This is a genomic window from Sciscionella sediminilitoris (genome assembly GCF_000737195.2).
GTDB lineage: Bacteria > Actinomycetota > Actinomycetes > Mycobacteriales > Pseudonocardiaceae > Sciscionella > Sciscionella sediminilitoris.
The window spans coordinates 1-15,936 of sequence record NZ_JALM01000104.1; the positions used below are offsets into that span (position 1 = coordinate 1).

The following is a 15,936-nucleotide window of genomic DNA, read 5'->3' on the forward strand; positions in this document are numbered from 1 at the left end:
GCGGATCGACGGGCGGGCCACGGTCTGCGTGGAGACGCCGAGTACCTCGCCGATCCGCGCGTAGCTGGCCCGCCCGTCGATCCGCAGGGCGTGCACGAGGGCCGAGTCGACCGGATCGAGCATGTGAAAATCCTTCAGTGAGACGGCTCTGCTGGAATAGTATGCCGACCTGATCGCTGATTGCGTGCCGATCACTCCACCGCTGCCTAGCGTCGGCCGCATGACAACCACCGCAGCGCCCCGGACCCGGGCGGCAGCGCTCGCCACGCTGCTGCTCGCGGAGGCGATGAACCTGCTGGACACCACGATCGTGCAAGTCGCGGCCCCGGCCATGCGCACCGGACTGCGCGGCGATCCCGGCGATATCCAGTGGTTCAGCGCCGCGTACACGCTCGCCTTCGCGGTGCTGCTGATCACCGGCGGACGCCTCGGCGATATCGCGGGCCGCAGGCGGATCTTCCGGATCGGTGTCGCCGGTTTCGTGCTCGCCTCGCTGGTCTGTGCGCTCGCGGTCACCCCGGGCATGCTGATCGCCGCGCGTGCCGTACAGGGCGCGGGTGCGGCGTTGGTGATTCCGCAGACGATCGGGCTGATCAAGGCCATGTACGCGGGCCCGGAACTGGGCAGGGCGTTCGGCGCGATCGGACCGGTGATGGCGCTGTCCGCGGTGTGCGGCCCGATCCTGGGCGGGGTGCTGACCAGTGCGAACCTGTTCGGTACCGGCTGGCGCGCGGTGTTCCTGGTGAACATCCCGTTCGGGCTCGCGGTGCTCGCGTGTTCTCGTTTGCTTCCTGAGGACCGGGCGCCGCACCGGCCCCGGCTCGACCTGCTCGGCACCGCGCTGGTGACGGTCGGATCCGGGCTGCTGATCTACCCGCTGATCGAGGGAACGGACTGGGTGCTGCTCGGGCCCGGGGTGCTCGTGCTGCTCGGATTCGCGGCGAGCCAACGCAATCGTCACGCCCCGCTGGTCGAGCCGAGTCTGTTCGAGAACCGGCGGTTTCCGGCCGCGCTGCTCGGTTCGACGCTGTTCTTCGCGGCCATGCAGGGATTGATCCAGGTGATCGTGCTGCACCTGCAACTCGGCGAGCACGCGGGTTCGCTGACCTCCGGGCTGAGCCTGCTGCCCTGGTCGCTCGCGATGGGGGCGGCCTCGCTGCTCGCGGGCCGGCTGGTCGTTCGCTACGGGGAGCGGATCATGTTCGCCGGGCTGCTCGTGCTCGGTGCCGGGGTCGTGCTGGCGCTGACCGTGCCCGCGGTACTGCTGACCGGACTGGGCATCGCCGGGTTCGGGATCGGCCTGTTCACCGCCTCGTTCTTCAGTTCCGCGCTGGCGAGGGTGCGTCCGCAGGAGAACGGCTCGGCGGCAGGTCTGCTCAACGCGGTGCAGCAGTTCGGCGGGACACTCGGCGTCGCGGTGCTCGGCAGCGTGTTCTTCGCGGTGTTCGACGGGTCCGCGGGATCCTCGCTCGGCGGGTTGCGCCTCGCGTTCACCGCGGTGTGCGTGCTGGTGCTGGGCACTGCGGTGGCTGTCGGCCTTATGCGCGCACGCACTCGCTGAGCTTGCGCTCCGGATCGGCGAGGAGGTCCGCGTCCATGGTGTGTTCCTTGGCGAACAGCATGCGGGCCTGCACGATCTCCTTGGGCAGCTTCGCGGCGAGCACCGCGGTCAGCGCACCGTCGCGCAGCCAGCACGCCGACCACTTCTCGCCTGCCGGATCACCGCGCAGCACCAGGGTGTCCTCGGCGGAATGCCTGCCGAGGTACTGCACCATGCGGCCGAACTGCCGGGACCAGAAATAGGGCACATCGTCGTACTCGGTCTCGCCGCCGAGGATGTTCTCCGCGATGGCGCGCGGCGAGGCCTGGGCGTGTGTCCAGTGTTCGAGCAGCAGCGGGCCGCCGTAGCGGCGGGAGGAGTACGCGGCGCAGTCCCCGGTCGCGTACACCTGCGGAAGATTCGTGCGCAGCCGTGCGTCCACCTCGATCGCCCCACGCGCATCGCGGTCGATCGGGCTCTGCTCCAGCCAGCCGGTGTTCGGGGTGACACCGATGCCGACGACCACGGTGTCCGCCGGTATGCGGGTGCCGTCCTCGAGTTCCACGGCATCCGCGCCGATCCCGCGGACCTTGGTGTCGAGCCGGAGCCGGACCCCGGCCTCCGCGTACCAGGGCTCGAACGCCGCGGCCAGTTCGCCGAAACCACAGCTGGGCAGCACCGTCGAAGCGGCCTCGAGCACCTCGACCCGGCAACCGAGCGCGGCCGCGGTGCCCGCGACCTCGGCGCCGATCCAGCCCGCCCCCACCACGACGAGACGGTGCCCCTCGGTCAGCCGGGAGCGCAGCGCGCGGGCATCGTCCACGGTGCGGATGGTGAACACCGCGGCACCGTCCTCGGCAGGCAGCGTGCGCGGCTTCGCCCCGGTCGCGATGACCAGGTGATCGTAGGCGAGCGCGCCGTCCGTGGTGCGTACCTCGCCGTCCCCGAGCCCCGTCGCCGCGCGGCCGGTGCACAACCGCGCATCCAGCTCCGGCAGCGTCGTATCGTCCACCTCGCCCGCGAGGAACTGCTTGGTCAGGGGTGGCCGGTCATAGGGCGCGTGCGGTTCCTCCCCGAGCACCGTGATCGGACCCGTGAAGCCCCGATCACGCAGCGCCTTCACCGTGTGCACCCCGGCAAGCCCAGCTCCGACCACAACCACACCGCCAGTCATGCCGCCGATCTTCGCACGGAATCGGTTGTGCGTGATTGTGTTGGTTCTAACCAACATTTCCACTCACGAGGGGGTTGTTTTTGCTGGTCAGAGGGTTGCAGGGTTAGTTGTATGGTGCAGGTTCTCAGGTGGCGAGGACGAGCTTGCCGAAGGCGGAGCCCTCTTCGAGCATGCGGTGTGCGCGACCGGCCTCGGCCATGGGCACGACCTCCTCGATGATCGGGCGCACCGAACCCTGCGCGATCAGCGGCCAGAGGTGTTCCAGCAGCTCATGGGTGAGCTCGGCCTTGTCGGCCAGCGATCGTCCACGCAGTCCGGCTGCGTGCACGGTGCCGCGCTTGCCGAGCAGCTTGGCGATGTCGAGTTCGCCGAGGCGCCCGCCCTGCATGCCGATGATCAGCAGCCGGCCGTCGGTGGCGAGCGCGGACAGGTTGTCCCCGAGGTACTTCGCGCCCATGTTGTCCAGGATGACGTCGGCGCCGTGACCCTCGGTGGCCTCGCGCAGCACCTCGGTGAACGACTGGGTGCGGTAGTTGATGGTGATATCGGCGCCCAGTTCGGCACACCGGGTGAGCCGTTCGTCCGAGCCCGCGGTGCAGGCCACCCTGGCCCCGAGTGCGCGGGCGAGCTGGATGGCGTGGGTGCCGATACCACCGGCGCCACCGTGCACGAGGAACACCTCGCCCGCACGCAGCTTGCCCGCGCGCGCCACCATCGACCAGACGGTGTACGCGACCTCGGGCAGTCCCGCCGCGCTGACCAGGTCGACCCCTTCGGGGACCGGGAGCAGCTGACCGGCGGGCACCGCGACCTTCTCGGCGTACCCGCCCCCGGCGAGCAGTGCGCACACCCGGTCGCCGACCTGCCAGCCCTCGACGCCAGCGCCGAGCTCGGCGATCACCCCGGAGCACTCCAGCCCGATGATCTCCGAGGCTCCCGGTGGTGGTGGGTAATTACCCTGGCGCTGCAACAGATCCGCCCGGTTCACCGCGCTCGCCGCCACCTCGACGAGCACCTCGCCATTGCCAGGGACCGGGTCCGGGGTCTGTGCCCATTCCAGGACCTCGGGTCCGCCCGGTTCACCAACGCTGATCGCATACATACCCCGACCGTATCCGTTCTGGCGGGTTTTCGTTCGGTACCCTCCCCAGTGGAAGCGTGGCAGAGCGGCCTAATGCACTCGCCTTGAAAGCGAGCGTCGGGTGATACCGACCGGGGGTTCGAATCCCCCCGCTTCCGCTCCCTGACCAGGCGATACGCCGAACCGGTGCGCTGTGCTCGTCCGGCGTATCGCCCGCAGGGTCTCAGTTTGGGTCTCAGATGTACCTTTTTAGGCGGTCACTGGGGCCGCTTCCGGCGGGTCCTCATCGTCGCTGTCCGCTTGATCGTCCGACCAGAAGAACCCGCCCACCTGATCGGCGATCGCCTCGGTCAGATCTGACGTGATGTGCTGGTACCGCGTCGTGAGCGCGATGTTGGACCAGCCCATCACGTCCATCACCGCACGGGACGGGACACCGAGGACGAGCAGCATCGTGGCGGCGGTGTGCCGTGCATCGTGTAGCCGGGCGTCTCGGACCTTCGCCGCCTTGAGTACAGCCTTCCATTCGGAGTGATCCGTCCGAGGGTGGATCGGCTTACCCGTTGGGCTCGCGAACACCCATCCCTCGTCGTGCCACAACTCCCCCGCCTGCTCCCGCTCGCGGCGCTGGTCGGCGTGGTGTTCCTTGAGAGCTCGGGCCAAGGGGTCGGGGATCCCGATGGAGCGCTTTCCCGCACGGGACTTGAGTTCTTGCGGGAGAGCGCCACCCCCGTAGCGCTGGGGACAGTGGCCGGGGTGTCGTCCGCACGGCTCCCCGGCCGGGCAACCGTGCTTCCACCTCACGGGCTGGATAGACCGGCGAACCATGAGGACGCGCGCGTTCAGGTCGATATCCCGCCATTGCAGGCCGAGTGCTTCTCCCTTCCGGAGTCCGAGCGTGAGCGCGACGACGAACCGAACGCCATTCCTTCGAGAGGCACAGACATTTTGAATCCGACCAGCCTCTTCCTTGGTGAATGGAATTACTTCTTCGTCGGGAATTCGAGGTGCTTTCGCGATTTGGGCGGGATTGGTTGCGATATGCCGCCTGCGGACAGCTTCGTTTAACGCCGTGCGAATTGTGCGGTGCGCCTGGTGAATTGTCGCAGGGCGCAGGAGCTTTCCGTGCTTGCCTTTCTTGGTGGCGAGTTTTGAATAGAGCTTTTCGAGGTGTTCAGGCTGTAACTTGTCGAGGCGGTGGGCGCCGATTCCGGGGATGAGGTGCCCATAGACTGCTGCTCGGTATCCGACCAACGTGTTGGGACGGACAGACGGGGCGGCGATGTTCTCGACCCAGTGCGTAAGCCACTGCTCAACTGTCATGGCGCGCCCAGGTTTCCTAGTCTTGCCCGTATCGCGTTCCCGTTCGAGCTTGCGTACAGCGTCGATGACCTCGGGCTCGGTGTGCCGCTTGACGTGGCGGCGGTCGGGCTTGCCGTTGTCCTTGACCCCAACTGTGACGCGGCCGTGCCACAGTCCGTCGTATTCGCTGTAGTAGATCGAGCTGGTGCCGTTCGGGTTCCGCTTGGCGCTGCGGTTCTTCTTGCGGGGCATGGTGTCCTTCCTGCTCAGGCGGCGGCCTGGTTCTGCTGTTGCTGTTCGGTGAGGCGCTGTACGTAGGCGGTGATCGCCTCGGTCGGGATGCGCCGGAGATTGCCGATTCGGACGGACTCGATCGCGCCCTTGCGGACGAGGTCGTACATGCTGGTCCGGCCGATGCCGAGCTGGTGTGCGGCTTCCTCGACAGTGAGCAGCGTTCGTGCTGGCATCGGCGGCGGTTCTGGTGCCGGTGGCTCACTCGGCTGGTTCGCCAGTTGTTCGGCGAGCCGTGCAAGGGATGCTGCGAGTTCGGTGATGTCAGGGGCAGACATGCGATTTCCTCACGTCCTGGCCTGACCCATGGCGCGGTGCTCTGCGAATTGGTGGTGTGGTTGGCGGTGCGCGGTGTCAGGTCCGTTGTGCGGCGGTTGGTACGGCGATGCCGGGTCTAGTTACTGGTTGTGATGAACCCGGAGTTTGCGCGGTGTGGCATGGCGGGGCTCCGTTCTTGGTGGCACGCGGTTTACGCGGTTACGCGGTATGTGCCCTGACCTGGTGTTTTGTTTCTGGACTTTTCGCGTAGGTACGCGAAAAGTCGGTGAATGTTTGTGCAGGTCAGATGGGTTTCCGCGTTTTCGCGTTAACCGCGTGCCGGGGTGGTGGCGGTGAATATCTCGATGGGGCGGCCCTTCCCGCTGGCCGGTGCTCGTTTACTGACGGTGACGAATCCGCCGTTCGTGAGCTGGTCGAGCAGGGAACTGATTTCACTGGCGGTTTTGTTGCGCTGGAAGTACTCGGAGCGGATCTGTTCGCGGGTGCGGCCCGCTTCTCCGGCTTCGGCGATCCACGCGGCGAGGCGGCGTGGTGTTTCGGTGTCGGTGAAGATCGCGCGGGCGGTGGCGATGCTGTAGCGCACGAGCGCGGCAGCGGCGGCGAGGTGTTCGGGCGCGATCTTGTCGGCCTGGTCGAGCACGGCGTAGATCGTGGCGATGCGCAGGCAGTTGGGGGCGGCGCGGGACACGAACTGGTTGATGACGCCGCCGTCGTCGTCTTGGTCGGTGCCGAATTCGATGTAGAGCTCGTGCCAGAGGTGCGCGGCCGGGACGGTGAACGCGAGGCGGTCGTAGGTGGTGCCGTGGTCGAGCCGGTCGCGCAGGGAAGCGGCGAGTTGGGTGCGGGTTTCGTCCTCCATTCCGGGTGCGTTGGGCAGGAACCGTGTGCGCGCGACCGCGAGGGGTAGGAAGCGGTTGTAGGTGCCGCCTGCCATGTCGGATGCGGAGACCTTGGCGCGGAATTCCTCGGGCGTGATGTGCGCGAGGATCCCAATGTGCGAGGTCGGCGCGACCCGGGCGGATACGCCCATGGTGGACAGGTCCCCGCCTTCCCACGCGGCCCGCAGGGTTGCGGAGAGGCTGTTGCCCTCGCGTTTCATTTTGTCCATCACCCCGCCCCACTCGACCTCACGATCCAACAGACGGAAGTCCCCGGGCGGTAGGCCGCCCGCGCGGCGCGGTGTCCCGTCCTCGGTGGCTTCGTGGTGGGTTTCGCTGAACAGTTCGGCCAGCCCCTCCCCGGAGGTGAGGCCGGTGCGCACGTTGTCGCCCCAGAACTCGGGAACAGCGGTCTGGAAGATCGCCTTGGCGGTCGAGTACGAGGAGCCTTTGCGGCCGGAGTTGGTGCGGCCCACGATCATGGGCCACACCAGCGCGGGTTGACGGTCGTCCCCGGTGCGCACGTGCGGCCCTTGCCCGAGGTACACCCCCGCGGCGCAGAGCAGGGTGGCCATGACGGCGAGGGGGTCGGCCTCGGTGGAATCGGCGACGTTGGCCACGATTCCACCGAGGTAGCAATCGAACATGGTGTCGTCGCGGGGCGGCAACCACGCGCGGGCGCGGGCAACCTCGGCGGCCTCGGTGGCGGCGCGCTGTTCGGGGACGAGCGCGAGCCGGGCAGCGGACATGGCGTGCCTCCAACGGGTTGACGCTCAGGGACGGGACAAATTCGGGGCCATCACGGTGATGGCGGGTAGCCACCCGCGGATGGCGGGCGGTCGGCCGAGAGGATTTCCATGTACACCCGGCCAAGGTCGATGCTCTGGCGGTTGGGGTAGAAGCGGCTGGTTTCCAGGACGGGGAACAGTTCGGCGATCAGCGAGGCGGCGTGTCTGGTCTCGGCTTCGGTACCGGTGATGCGGATACGCATGAGTGAGCGGGTTTCCTGTTCGTGAGTGGTGGTCAGGCCACCCGCGGGTGCGGGGTCGCTGGGGTGGCCGCGGTGGTGTGGCGGGTGGCGTAGTCGGTGATGCGGTCGCGGTCGTCGTAGAGCGCGGCGAGCACGTCATCCGGGGACTGGTCGGTGGCCTGCAGGAGGCGGGTGGCGTAGTCGCGGATGGCGGCCCGCCAGGCGTGGCCGAGGACGATGGTTTTGAGGTGTCGTGCGGTGGCTGGGAGGGGCGCGGCCCGGTAGGTGTCGATGAGCCAGTCCCCGAACCGTTCGAGCTGGTGCGGGTTCAGGTTGTGTTCGGCGGCGGCCCACACGAGGGCGGGTTGGGGTGGCTGGTCGTCGGCGAGCAGGCCGATGATCAGGCCTGCGGTGGCGGCGCATTTGGGGTCGGTGAAGTCGTCGGGGCGCATCCCGGTGAACACCTCCCGGGCGGGGCCGTGGTCGAGGCACAGGACGGCACCGAGGAACGCGCGGGCGGGGTCGAGCGCGACGAGTTCACCGGAGCCGGTGAGGCTGGGCGTGATGGTCATAGCAGGGGCCTTTCGCGGCGAAGGGGCGCGCCACCGCACCGCGGCGGCGCGCCCCTTCGGTTGTGTGGGGCGGGGGTGTTCAGCGGCGGATGGGTTTGAGGCGGCGGGCGTCGATGGTGTCGGCCTGCTTGCTGTGCAGGTACCGCACGCGGACGAGTCCGCAGCGCGTGACGTTGGAGATGGCCTTGACAGGCTGGCCGGTGGCGATATCGAGCAGTTTGCGTGCCATACGGGGTCCCTCGGGTTCAGGTGGTGGTGAGGTGACGGCGTGCGGTGGCACCGCTGCACCGGAGTGCGCGGGCGAGGCGGGTGGCGTTGCCGTGGCTGCGGTGGTGCGCGATGACAGCGGCGCGTTCGGCCTTGGTGAGTTTGCGGCCCACGGGTTCACCGGCCAGGGTGCGTTCGACGGCGACCCAGTCGTACCAGTCCGGTGGGGGCGGGGTGTCGGTGTTGCGGGTCATGGGTTACTCCGGGCGGTTGGTGTGGAAGTGGATGTCGCCTTGTCCGGTGTGCAGCGGGCCGTGCGCAACGTCGATGCTGCGATGCCCGGGGGCGCCGTCCTGGCGTTGGTTTTCGCGCTCAGCACGGGCCTGTTCCTTGGCCCGCCGCGCCTGTTCCTTCGCGCGCCGCCCCTCCTCTTTAGCGCGGCGACCGTCCTCTTTGGCCTGGCGTCCTTGTTCTTTGGCCTGCTGTGCGGCCCGCCGCGCGGCTCGGTCGGCTTCGCGGGCCTGGTTTTCGAGGGCTCGTACCCAGTCGGGTACTGGTGCTCCGGGCTCGATGTTGATGACGATGTTCTGGTTCTGGTTGCCGGTGGCGATGGGCATGCCGGGGTCGGGGTTGTGCACGGTGGTGGCGAAGGTGCTGACGTGCCCGTCACGGTCACTGGCGTGGTGGCTGGTGAACGATGCCGATTCGCCCGGGTCCGGGGTGCTCTGGCCGTCGCCGCTGTTGGTGGGGTGATGGGTGTTTTCGTTGTGTGGCTTGGGGTTTGTCACGTCCGGTCCCTGGTTGGTGGGGGTGGTTTTGCGGGCGTCGAGTTCGGCGCGGGTCGCGTCGATGCGTTCTTGGGCGGCTGCAGCGGTGGCGTGGTCGCCGCGGGCGGTGGCGTCGCGGTGGGTGTTGCGGGCGCGGGAGAGCCGCTTGCGTAGGCGCGCGTGTTTGGCTGAATGCGAGCCCGGGCAGCGTCTTCCGCCCTCTGCACTGGATTGGCACACGATGTACTCCGGTGGGGCTAGAAAAGGGGTTTCTGGTCGCGGCAGCAGGCACACAGTCGATCGGTGGTGCTGGCGTCGATGGGTGCGTTGCAGGTGCGGCATTTGACGGGGTGGAACGGTCGGCAGTCCGGGCACCACGACAGGCCGGTGTCGTCGCGGGGGAATTCCTCGCTGCAGTCCCGGCAGGTGCGGGTGGTTTTGGTGGTGGGCATGGTCAGTCCCACCCCGACTCGACCCGAGGTGCGCCGCGTAGGCGTTGGATTTCCTCGGCCTGCTGCTCGGTGACTCGTTCGGCGGTCAGGAGTTGTTCGGCGAGGTCGTCGCATTCGAGGGCGAGGTGGTCGCGCTCGCTGGTGAGCCGGTCGATTTCCTCACGCAGTCCCGGCGTGTCCGCTTCGCTGTGCGGCTTGTCCTTCTGTGGGGCGGGGTTTTCGTCGTATTGCTGGTCGTGCAGGTACAGGCGGTATTCGGTGATCACCCGCGGGGCGAGCCAGGCGATCACGATCAGGGCGATGCTGGGGACCAGGTGCGCGACCAGGACGGCGAGGACCTGCCCGGCTTGGTGGGAATCGTTGGCCTGCCACGCGGCGGCCACCCGGGACCACACGGGTTGGGTGGTGAACAGGGCGATCGGGACGTTGGCCCACCCGATCCGGGTGCCGTAGTAGCGATCGGCGGGCAGTTCGGGTTCGCGTCCGGCGTAGAACTCCTCGCGCACCCGGTCGTGGATCAGGCCCGCGATGATGAGCAGCACGAGGCCGAGCACGAAGGCGAAGACCCATTCGCGGGGGCCGCCGTGGGCGTAGGCGGGCATCAGGTCCGCGCGGAAGGCGAGGGTGATGCACAGCCCGACCGCGGCAACGAGGACCGCGGCTATGCCGATGGCGGCATCGGCGGCCATGGACAGGCGCGTCATGCGCCGCAAGCTCAACTTCGGACGGGTCACCGCCCGCACTTCGGCGGCAATCTCGGGATCGGTGAGGGGGTGCAGGGGTGTGGGTTGGCTAGTCATGACACCTCAAAATTGTGACTGTCGGTAACTGGAAATGGGTGTGGTGGATCGGCGTGCTCGCGAGTCCGGGGACCCCGGCGAGCACGTTGCGAACCCCGGTTTTCGGGGTGTTTTTGCTGGTTGTGAGGGTGCGGGTCCCCCGGGTCCCCGGGGTCCCCGATGCTGGTCGGCTGGGGGATCCCCGGCCGGGGATGGGGTCGGGGAGAACTCCCCGCATCCCCGGCCGGTCCCTCAGGTCTCGGACTCCTCCGGTTCGGTTTCCGCACCCTCGGCCTCGTCACGCTCGGTGATGGCTTCGCGGACGCGTTCGGCGGCGACGACCTTCTGCCCCTGGGACTTGTAGGGCTTGGCCACCTCCGGCAGCGCGGCAGCCAGATCGGTGAACGTCCACGACCCGTAGGCCTCGGCATTGCGGATCGCGAGCGCGGTCAACACCTCCTGGGTGCGCATGCGGCCTTCGCGGCCGACGTTCGCGGCGAGCACGGCGTCGATATCCGCGACGGGGTCGAGCTCGTCGGCCGGTTCGAGTGCCTGTGCCTGCCCGGCCGAGTCGATTCCGGCCTGGTCGCGGGCGGCGAGGGCGCGGTCGATAATCGGGGTGATCTGGTCGATGTTCGCGTCCTTTTTGATGTGGAACGCACGCAGCAGACCGGGGCGTTTGGCGAACCCTGCGGCCATGGCGGTACCGATGTCTTCGCCGGGTACCAGCGTGGTCGCGGTGATCCCGGCCTTGTGCGAACCGGTCCCGAGGATCGCATCGTTGCCCTGATGGTCACCGATGGCGAAACACACCTGGTGAGAGGTGGTTTTCGCCAGATCCCGCGGCAAGCTGCTCGCGCTGGGCACGGGGGTGACGAAGATCAGGGTGATGCCGACCTTGCGGGCCTTCATCATCACCTTGATCGCCAGCTCTTTGGCCTCCTCGCCGAACTGCTCGTGCCGGAACATCTCCTGGCACTCATCGATGACCACCACCCGCGGACGCATCCGCGCGTCCTGTTCGGCGATCGCGCGGGTCAGTTTCAGTTCACCACCGAGCGAGGACAGGATCTTGCCGCGCTCGGTGACCTCCCCGCGCAGGTTCCGCAGGGCATCCATGGCCTGCTTGACCTGCTCGTCCTCGTCACCTTTGACCAGCTTGTTCAACCGTGGCGTGAAGGCGTCGTAGTCGGCGTTGTAGGCCATCACGTACACCTCGATCTCCACGAGCGGATCGAGGCTGGCCCCGGCGAGCAGACTGATGACCAGGGAAGTTTTCCCCGATCCCATCGTCCCGGCGATGCCGTAGTTGCAGGCCATGAGCTTGCCCTTGATCACGTCCCCGCGTTGGTCGATCCCGACCGGAACGCCTTTGAAGTAGTCGCAGCTCCCTTCGAGCAGTAGCGGATAGTCCGGGACCGGGCCGGTCAGAACGCCCTGGTCAGCGACCCACAAGTCGAGCACGCCCGGCTTGTCCTTGGGTTCGGTCGGCCACACCTCCACCGGCAGGCGCACGAGGTTGTGAGCGAGCACGTCCTTGCGGTTGACGATCATCTCGACCGTCACGCTTTGCGGAAGCTCCAACTGAGTGCGGTACCCGTGCCCGTCGCGGGTGGTCGGCGAGGGCCAGCGCGGCTGCCATCCTTCCTTGATCTTCCGGTTGAGCTGGGACACGTTCAGGTTGCGCAGCGCGGACATGATCGCGCCCTCATCCGGCACAACGTCACGTCCCGATCCCTCGGGGACACCGAGCTCGCCGCGGTGGGCGCGGGGGTTCGGGTCATGCGAGCGCCCGAGTGCCCACATCGTGATCAGCGCGGCGATCGGGGCACCGATGAGGACCGGCACGGTCGCCGCGGCGATGATCGTCGCGGCCTGCCGGACCAGCCACAGGAACCCGGTGAACGGGTCCAGGAACGCGGACACGTCCTCGTAGGCCACCGCGGTCAGCACCCCGGCGATCACCAACACCAGAAGCAAGGCCGCCACCAGCCCGCCGATGCGTTTGACCAGCAAAAACGGGTCCTGACGCAACGCCTGCTTCCGGTCGTGGCGCTCCCGCTTGGCTTTCTCGGCCCGTTCGGTCCACTCGGCCAAGCGTTCCGTGTCGCCCGCGGCTTCGGCCGCGCGCATCTGTCGTTCGAACCGGGCCGTGCCATGCGAATCGGCCCACCGCTGGGCGAGGACCTGCGCTCCGGTGCGGGTGTAGCCGACATGTCGGGCCACGGTGCGGCCCTGCGCCCGGACGCGGGCCGGGTCCACGCGCACCGGGGTCCGGGGGATCACCCGCCCGACCGCGTGCCGCACCCGCATCCGTCGATCGATTTCCGCGGACTCGGCCGGGGACACGAGTTCGCCCTCGATGGGTTCGGGGACGAGCTCGGTACCCGGCACCCGGCCGGTGTCCTCCGGGGGCAGCGGCAGGAACAACGGTGTCGTCCGCTCGGCATCGGTCTCCGGCGGAATCACCGCCGCCGCCGCCGCCCGCGGGGTGCGTGGTACCGGAACCTGACCCGACCCGCGGTCCGGGTTGGTGTTCGTGGTGTCTGGGGTGGTCGTCATGAACTACCTCCCTGTTGTTCGTCTCGGAGCTGGCGAGCCCGTTTGGCCGAGCACCGCAACCGGTGCCGGATCGACTCGGCCGACGACACATCGACCGAGTCCGGATCGGTGGCGAGCACGTCGGCCAGCTCCCGGCGTAGATCGGCGATCGAGCGCCGCGACGGCGACGGGATCACCCGCCCCGACTCGCGCTCGCCCTTGCCGGTCTGGTGGTGGTCGGGGGTCGACTCGTGCAGGTCAGCCCCCGACCCGCCCTCGCGGTCGGATGGTTCGGTCGGGCCGGTGGGGTCGAGGGTCGACACCGGACCCGACCCGCCCGACCCGCTCGCGTCGGTGTGGGTCGCAAGCCAGGCTTCGGCCTCGTCGCCGATCCCGGTCCCGTCCCCGGTGTTCGGGGCCTCGCCGGGCGGGGCGACCTCGGCCAGGAACAAGCGCGCGAGCACCTGACCGACCGGCACCGCGCCCTCGGGGGCGGGCTGAATGACCGCCTGCACCAGACGACGACGCACCCGCCGTTTGGGCCGGGTCAGGGTGTAGTGGCCGGGGGTGAACACCACCCGCGCACTGCCCTGCCCGTCGAGCTCGGTCACCGACTGCGCCACCGCCGCCCGCCGCACCCGCGCCTGTTTGCGGGCCAACCGGGCGGCGTGCCGAGCCTCCCGACGCTCGGTGGCCGTGGCGCGGGGTCCCGCGGTCACCAGCTGATGCGCGACCACCCCGGCGATCGACGCGGTGCCCATCACCAACCCAGCCGAAACCCCGGTGGCCAAGCCGTGCACGAGGTTCAGCACGAACCCCAATGCGGCGAACACCACCACACCCGCCCGGAGCGCCCACACGGGGCGTTCCGGATCCATGCGGCGGGTCAACTGCACCGCGAGCGCGAACGCCCACATACCCAGCTCCGAGAGGACCGGCAGGACGATGCCGGTTCCTGCCCCGTAGATCCCGATCCCGTAGGCGGCCATCGCCGGAACCGCCAGCACCGCTGAGGCGACCGCGAGCGGGTAGATCAGCAGATCCACCCGATGCGCACCCAACCAGGCGCGTAGGGCCTGCCAGCGGGCCGCACGCCGCGCGGCCCGCTCTGCCCGGCGCTTCTCGGCCAGTTCCGCGCGGACGGCCTTCTCCTGCGCGATGCGGGCCGCGGTGGCCTCCTGCTCGCGCACTCGCCGCACCGAGGCGGCATCCGCGTTCAACCGGGCCTGCTCGGCATCCGCGGCCCGCTGCTTACGCCGCGCCTCGGCCAACTCCAATGCCCAACTCACGCGCTACTCCTTTCGTGCAGGATGCGGATCACGACTCCGTCTGCTTCGGTGGCCATGGTGCTCAGGTCCAGGGCCGCGTCGCCGAGGTCGATGTGACCGGAGTCCAGGCCGTAGAGGTCGGCGAGTTCCTGCTGCTGTGCCACGATTTCGGCGGGCATCACCCCGGGCGGAACGGTGAACTCGGCCCGATAACCGTGCTCATCGCTGCTGAACGGTTCGGTGAACGTCGGACGCCATCCGTTGCGGTACGCCTGCTGAAGTCTGGTGATCTGCAGGCACCCGAGCATGGCAATCAGATCTTGGTGGGTGGGCGGATCAATCGAGGGATAGTCCTCGTCGTAGCAAGGAAACGCGTTCCGGCGTGCGGGGGCGGGAGCGGTGCTACCGCATTCGCATCGGGAACGCTGGAACAGCAGATCGGCGATCTCGCGTTCGAGATCGCGGATCTGGCCGCCCTGGCGGTCCAAGGTGGCGATCGCCGCACCCGCCACGTTGCCGCCGTACTCGTGTGAAAAGGCTTCGGGGTGAGCGTTGAGCAGGTGGAACGTGAGGCGCTGCAACTGGTCCTGCTGGCGTGCTTCCCGCTCGGATGCCTGACTCAGTCGCGCACGGAGTTTGCCGACTTCACCGAGAACAGCGTTCTCCACGTCCTCGGAGACCGGCATGTACAGCCGCTCAGCTATCTTCGCGGCCAAATCGCTGTGATCGTTCATCAGAAAACGGTTTTCCCTTCACCGAACCCGCGGATTGGGGTGCGGTATCGAGGTTTCGGGGTGTTCGGTGGCGACGGTTCGGGACCAGGTGCCCGCGGCCGGGCCGAGCTGATGTCGTCAGCCCGGCCGCGGGCAGCGGGGTCACGCCTTGCTCTTCTTCTTTTTCTTCTTGCCGTTGGCGCTACCGGTGCACAGGACCATGACCACAGCGACCGCGGCGAAGATGCCAGCGATCAGGAACTCGTGCATCTGCACGGCTTTCACACCGATGACCAGCGCGGCAATGGCCAGGATCCACAGAATCAGGGACTTCATTGAAATACCCTCCACAGGGTGTTGTGTAGTGCGAACAGAAATGCGGATTAATGGCGAACTAGCGGAAATGCGTGCACCCGAACAGAAAATCGGGTGCGGATTTACTGGATGGAAGACTCGGCCGCCGTGGTGGTGGTCGAGGTGGTGCGGTGGTAGTCGATGGTCGGGCAGCGCTGGCAGACCCGAAACCACGGCCCTTGCGCCTGGAGATAGCCCCACGGGGTCCAGTCGTGGCCTTCGCGGGCACAGGTGCGTTTCGCGGTGCAGTCCGGACACAGCGCCTCGTCGGGCGTCAGCGTCCAGCCTTCACCGGTCAGCGAGGCGACCAGTTCGGCGATCGTCGGGTAGTGCCAGTCCCATCCCTCGGTGCCTTCACGGCATTCGGTGCAGGACACCGCGTAGCAGGCCAGCGAGACGATCGCGGGATGGTTCACGGTGATCCGGTCACTCATGCGAGCCCCACCCGAACAGCTCGGCCGCTGACGTTTTCCCGAAGCTCACCGTCGCCGCGGTGTTGTGACGGGACTGCAGCGCCACCCGTAGATCGTGCAGCTCGGAGACGAGGGCGCGGGTGGCTTCGGCCTGGGCGATCTGGGCCTGAACCCCGGCATGCGCGGCCAACAGTGAGGTGCCATCCCGGAACCCGTCTGCGTAGCAATCCCGGGCCTTGCCGATCAGTTCCTCGGCTTTCGTGATGGACCGGGCCGCATCATTGGACAGGTCCATTGGGTGCGGATGTTGTCCGTAAGTGGACATGGGTGTCTCCGTTTCGGAATACGAAAAAGG

19 protein-coding genes and 1 tRNA gene are annotated in these 15,936 nt (G+C 68.0%); 2 read left to right on the plus strand and 18 right to left on the minus strand.

The features are described from left to right. Positions 1–333: AsnC family protein (locus AD72_RS38260; protein ID WP_425480791.1), on the minus strand; the 333-nt coding region annotated here is incomplete at its 3' end. On the opposite strand from AD72_RS38260, the gene AD72_RS30845 reads away from it, so the two are divergent. Next, a complete protein-coding gene (locus AD72_RS30845; RefSeq protein WP_031470161.1) occupies positions 221–1,561 on the plus strand; it encodes an MFS transporter in 1,341 nt (446 codons plus the stop codon). The genes AD72_RS38260 and AD72_RS30845 overlap by 113 nt on opposite strands. On the opposite strand, the gene AD72_RS30850 is transcribed toward AD72_RS30845, so the two are convergent. Together AD72_RS30850 and AD72_RS30855 are read right to left on the minus strand one after the other, a co-directional pair. Continuing rightward, on the minus strand, positions 1,539–2,714 hold the full coding sequence (locus AD72_RS30850; protein WP_031470162.1) for an NAD(P)/FAD-dependent oxidoreductase: 1,176 nt from the start codon (positions 2,712–2,714) through the stop codon (positions 1,539–1,541). The two genes, AD72_RS30845 and AD72_RS30850, sit on opposite strands and share 23 nt — an antisense overlap. Before the next feature lie 124 nt (positions 2,715–2,838). After that, positions 2,839–3,816 (minus strand): NAD(P)H-quinone oxidoreductase, encoded by a 978-nt coding sequence (locus tag AD72_RS30855; protein WP_031470163.1) that lies wholly within the window; start codon positions 3,814–3,816, stop codon positions 2,839–2,841. A 50-nt stretch (positions 3,817–3,866) separates the two neighbouring features. Here AD72_RS30855 and AD72_RS30860 point away from each other — a divergent pair. Next, positions 3,867–3,953, plus strand: a tRNA-Ser gene (locus AD72_RS30860). A 91-nt stretch (positions 3,954–4,044) separates the two neighbouring features. Here AD72_RS30860 and AD72_RS30865 read toward each other — a convergent pair. The 15 genes from AD72_RS30865 to AD72_RS30930 form a co-directional block, all read right to left on the minus strand. Next, on the minus strand, positions 4,045–5,349 hold the full coding sequence (locus AD72_RS30865; RefSeq protein WP_031470164.1) for a tyrosine-type recombinase/integrase: 1,305 nt from the start codon (positions 5,347–5,349) through the stop codon (positions 4,045–4,047). Positions 5,350–5,363: 14 nt separating this feature from the next. After that, complete coding sequence (locus AD72_RS30870; protein WP_031470165.1) at positions 5,364–5,666, minus strand: helix-turn-helix domain-containing protein; 303 nt, start codon at positions 5,664–5,666, stop codon at positions 5,364–5,366. Positions 5,667–5,974: 308 nt separating this feature from the next. After that, positions 5,975–7,294, minus strand: coding sequence for a DUF3987 domain-containing protein (locus AD72_RS30875; protein WP_051899197.1), 1,320 nt, complete (start codon positions 7,292–7,294; stop codon positions 5,975–5,977). 50 nt (positions 7,295–7,344) lie between these two features. Then, a complete protein-coding gene (locus AD72_RS30880) occupies positions 7,345–7,536 on the minus strand; it encodes a hypothetical protein (RefSeq protein WP_031470167.1) in 192 nt (63 codons plus the stop codon). A 32-nt stretch (positions 7,537–7,568) separates the two neighbouring features. Beyond that, positions 7,569–8,087 carry a hypothetical protein gene (locus tag AD72_RS30885; protein ID WP_051899198.1) on the minus strand — a complete coding sequence of 173 codons (519 nt, stop codon included), beginning with the start codon at positions 8,085–8,087 and terminating at the stop codon, positions 7,569–7,571. Between the two features lie 79 nt (positions 8,088–8,166). Next, positions 8,167–8,316 carry a hypothetical protein gene (locus tag AD72_RS36845; RefSeq protein ID WP_156365443.1) on the minus strand — a complete coding sequence of 50 codons (150 nt, stop codon included), beginning with the start codon at positions 8,314–8,316 and terminating at the stop codon, positions 8,167–8,169. Between the two features lie 16 nt (positions 8,317–8,332). Beyond that, positions 8,333–8,548, minus strand: a complete 216-nt coding sequence (locus AD72_RS30890) for a hypothetical protein (protein WP_031470169.1) — start codon at positions 8,546–8,548, stop codon at positions 8,333–8,335. Between the two features lie 3 nt (positions 8,549–8,551). Continuing rightward, on the minus strand, positions 8,552–9,355 hold the full coding sequence (locus AD72_RS30895; RefSeq protein WP_156365444.1) for an ATP synthase subunit B family protein: 804 nt from the start codon (positions 9,353–9,355) through the stop codon (positions 8,552–8,554). Between the two features lie 160 nt (positions 9,356–9,515). Continuing rightward, positions 9,516–10,217: a hypothetical protein gene (locus AD72_RS30905; RefSeq protein WP_156365445.1), complete on the minus strand. Its 702-nt coding sequence runs from the start codon at positions 10,215–10,217 to the stop codon at positions 9,516–9,518. 327 nt (positions 10,218–10,544) lie between these two features. Beyond that, on the minus strand, positions 10,545–12,854 hold the full coding sequence (locus tag AD72_RS30910) for an ATP-binding protein (RefSeq protein ID WP_051899200.1): 2,310 nt from the start codon (positions 12,852–12,854) through the stop codon (positions 10,545–10,547). Next, positions 12,851–14,122 (minus strand): MATE family efflux transporter, encoded by a 1,272-nt coding sequence (locus AD72_RS30915; RefSeq protein ID WP_031470174.1) that lies wholly within the window; start codon positions 14,120–14,122, stop codon positions 12,851–12,853. The genes AD72_RS30910 and AD72_RS30915 overlap by 4 nt, the downstream gene beginning before the upstream one ends. Continuing rightward, complete coding sequence (locus AD72_RS30920) at positions 14,119–14,835, minus strand: hypothetical protein (RefSeq protein WP_031470175.1); 717 nt, start codon at positions 14,833–14,835, stop codon at positions 14,119–14,121. The genes AD72_RS30915 and AD72_RS30920 overlap by 4 nt, the downstream gene beginning before the upstream one ends. 141 nt (positions 14,836–14,976) lie before the next feature. After that, entirely contained in the window at positions 14,977–15,150 is a 174-nt protein-coding gene (locus AD72_RS36850) for a hypothetical protein (protein WP_156365446.1), read from the minus strand. Between the two features lie 101 nt (positions 15,151–15,251). Next, complete coding sequence (locus AD72_RS30925; protein ID WP_031470176.1) at positions 15,252–15,602, minus strand: hypothetical protein; 351 nt, start codon at positions 15,600–15,602, stop codon at positions 15,252–15,254. Next, entirely contained in the window at positions 15,595–15,906 is a 312-nt protein-coding gene (locus tag AD72_RS30930; RefSeq protein ID WP_156365447.1) for a hypothetical protein, read from the minus strand. The genes AD72_RS30925 and AD72_RS30930 overlap by 8 nt, the downstream gene beginning before the upstream one ends. Positions 15,907–15,936: the final 30 nt, after the last annotated feature.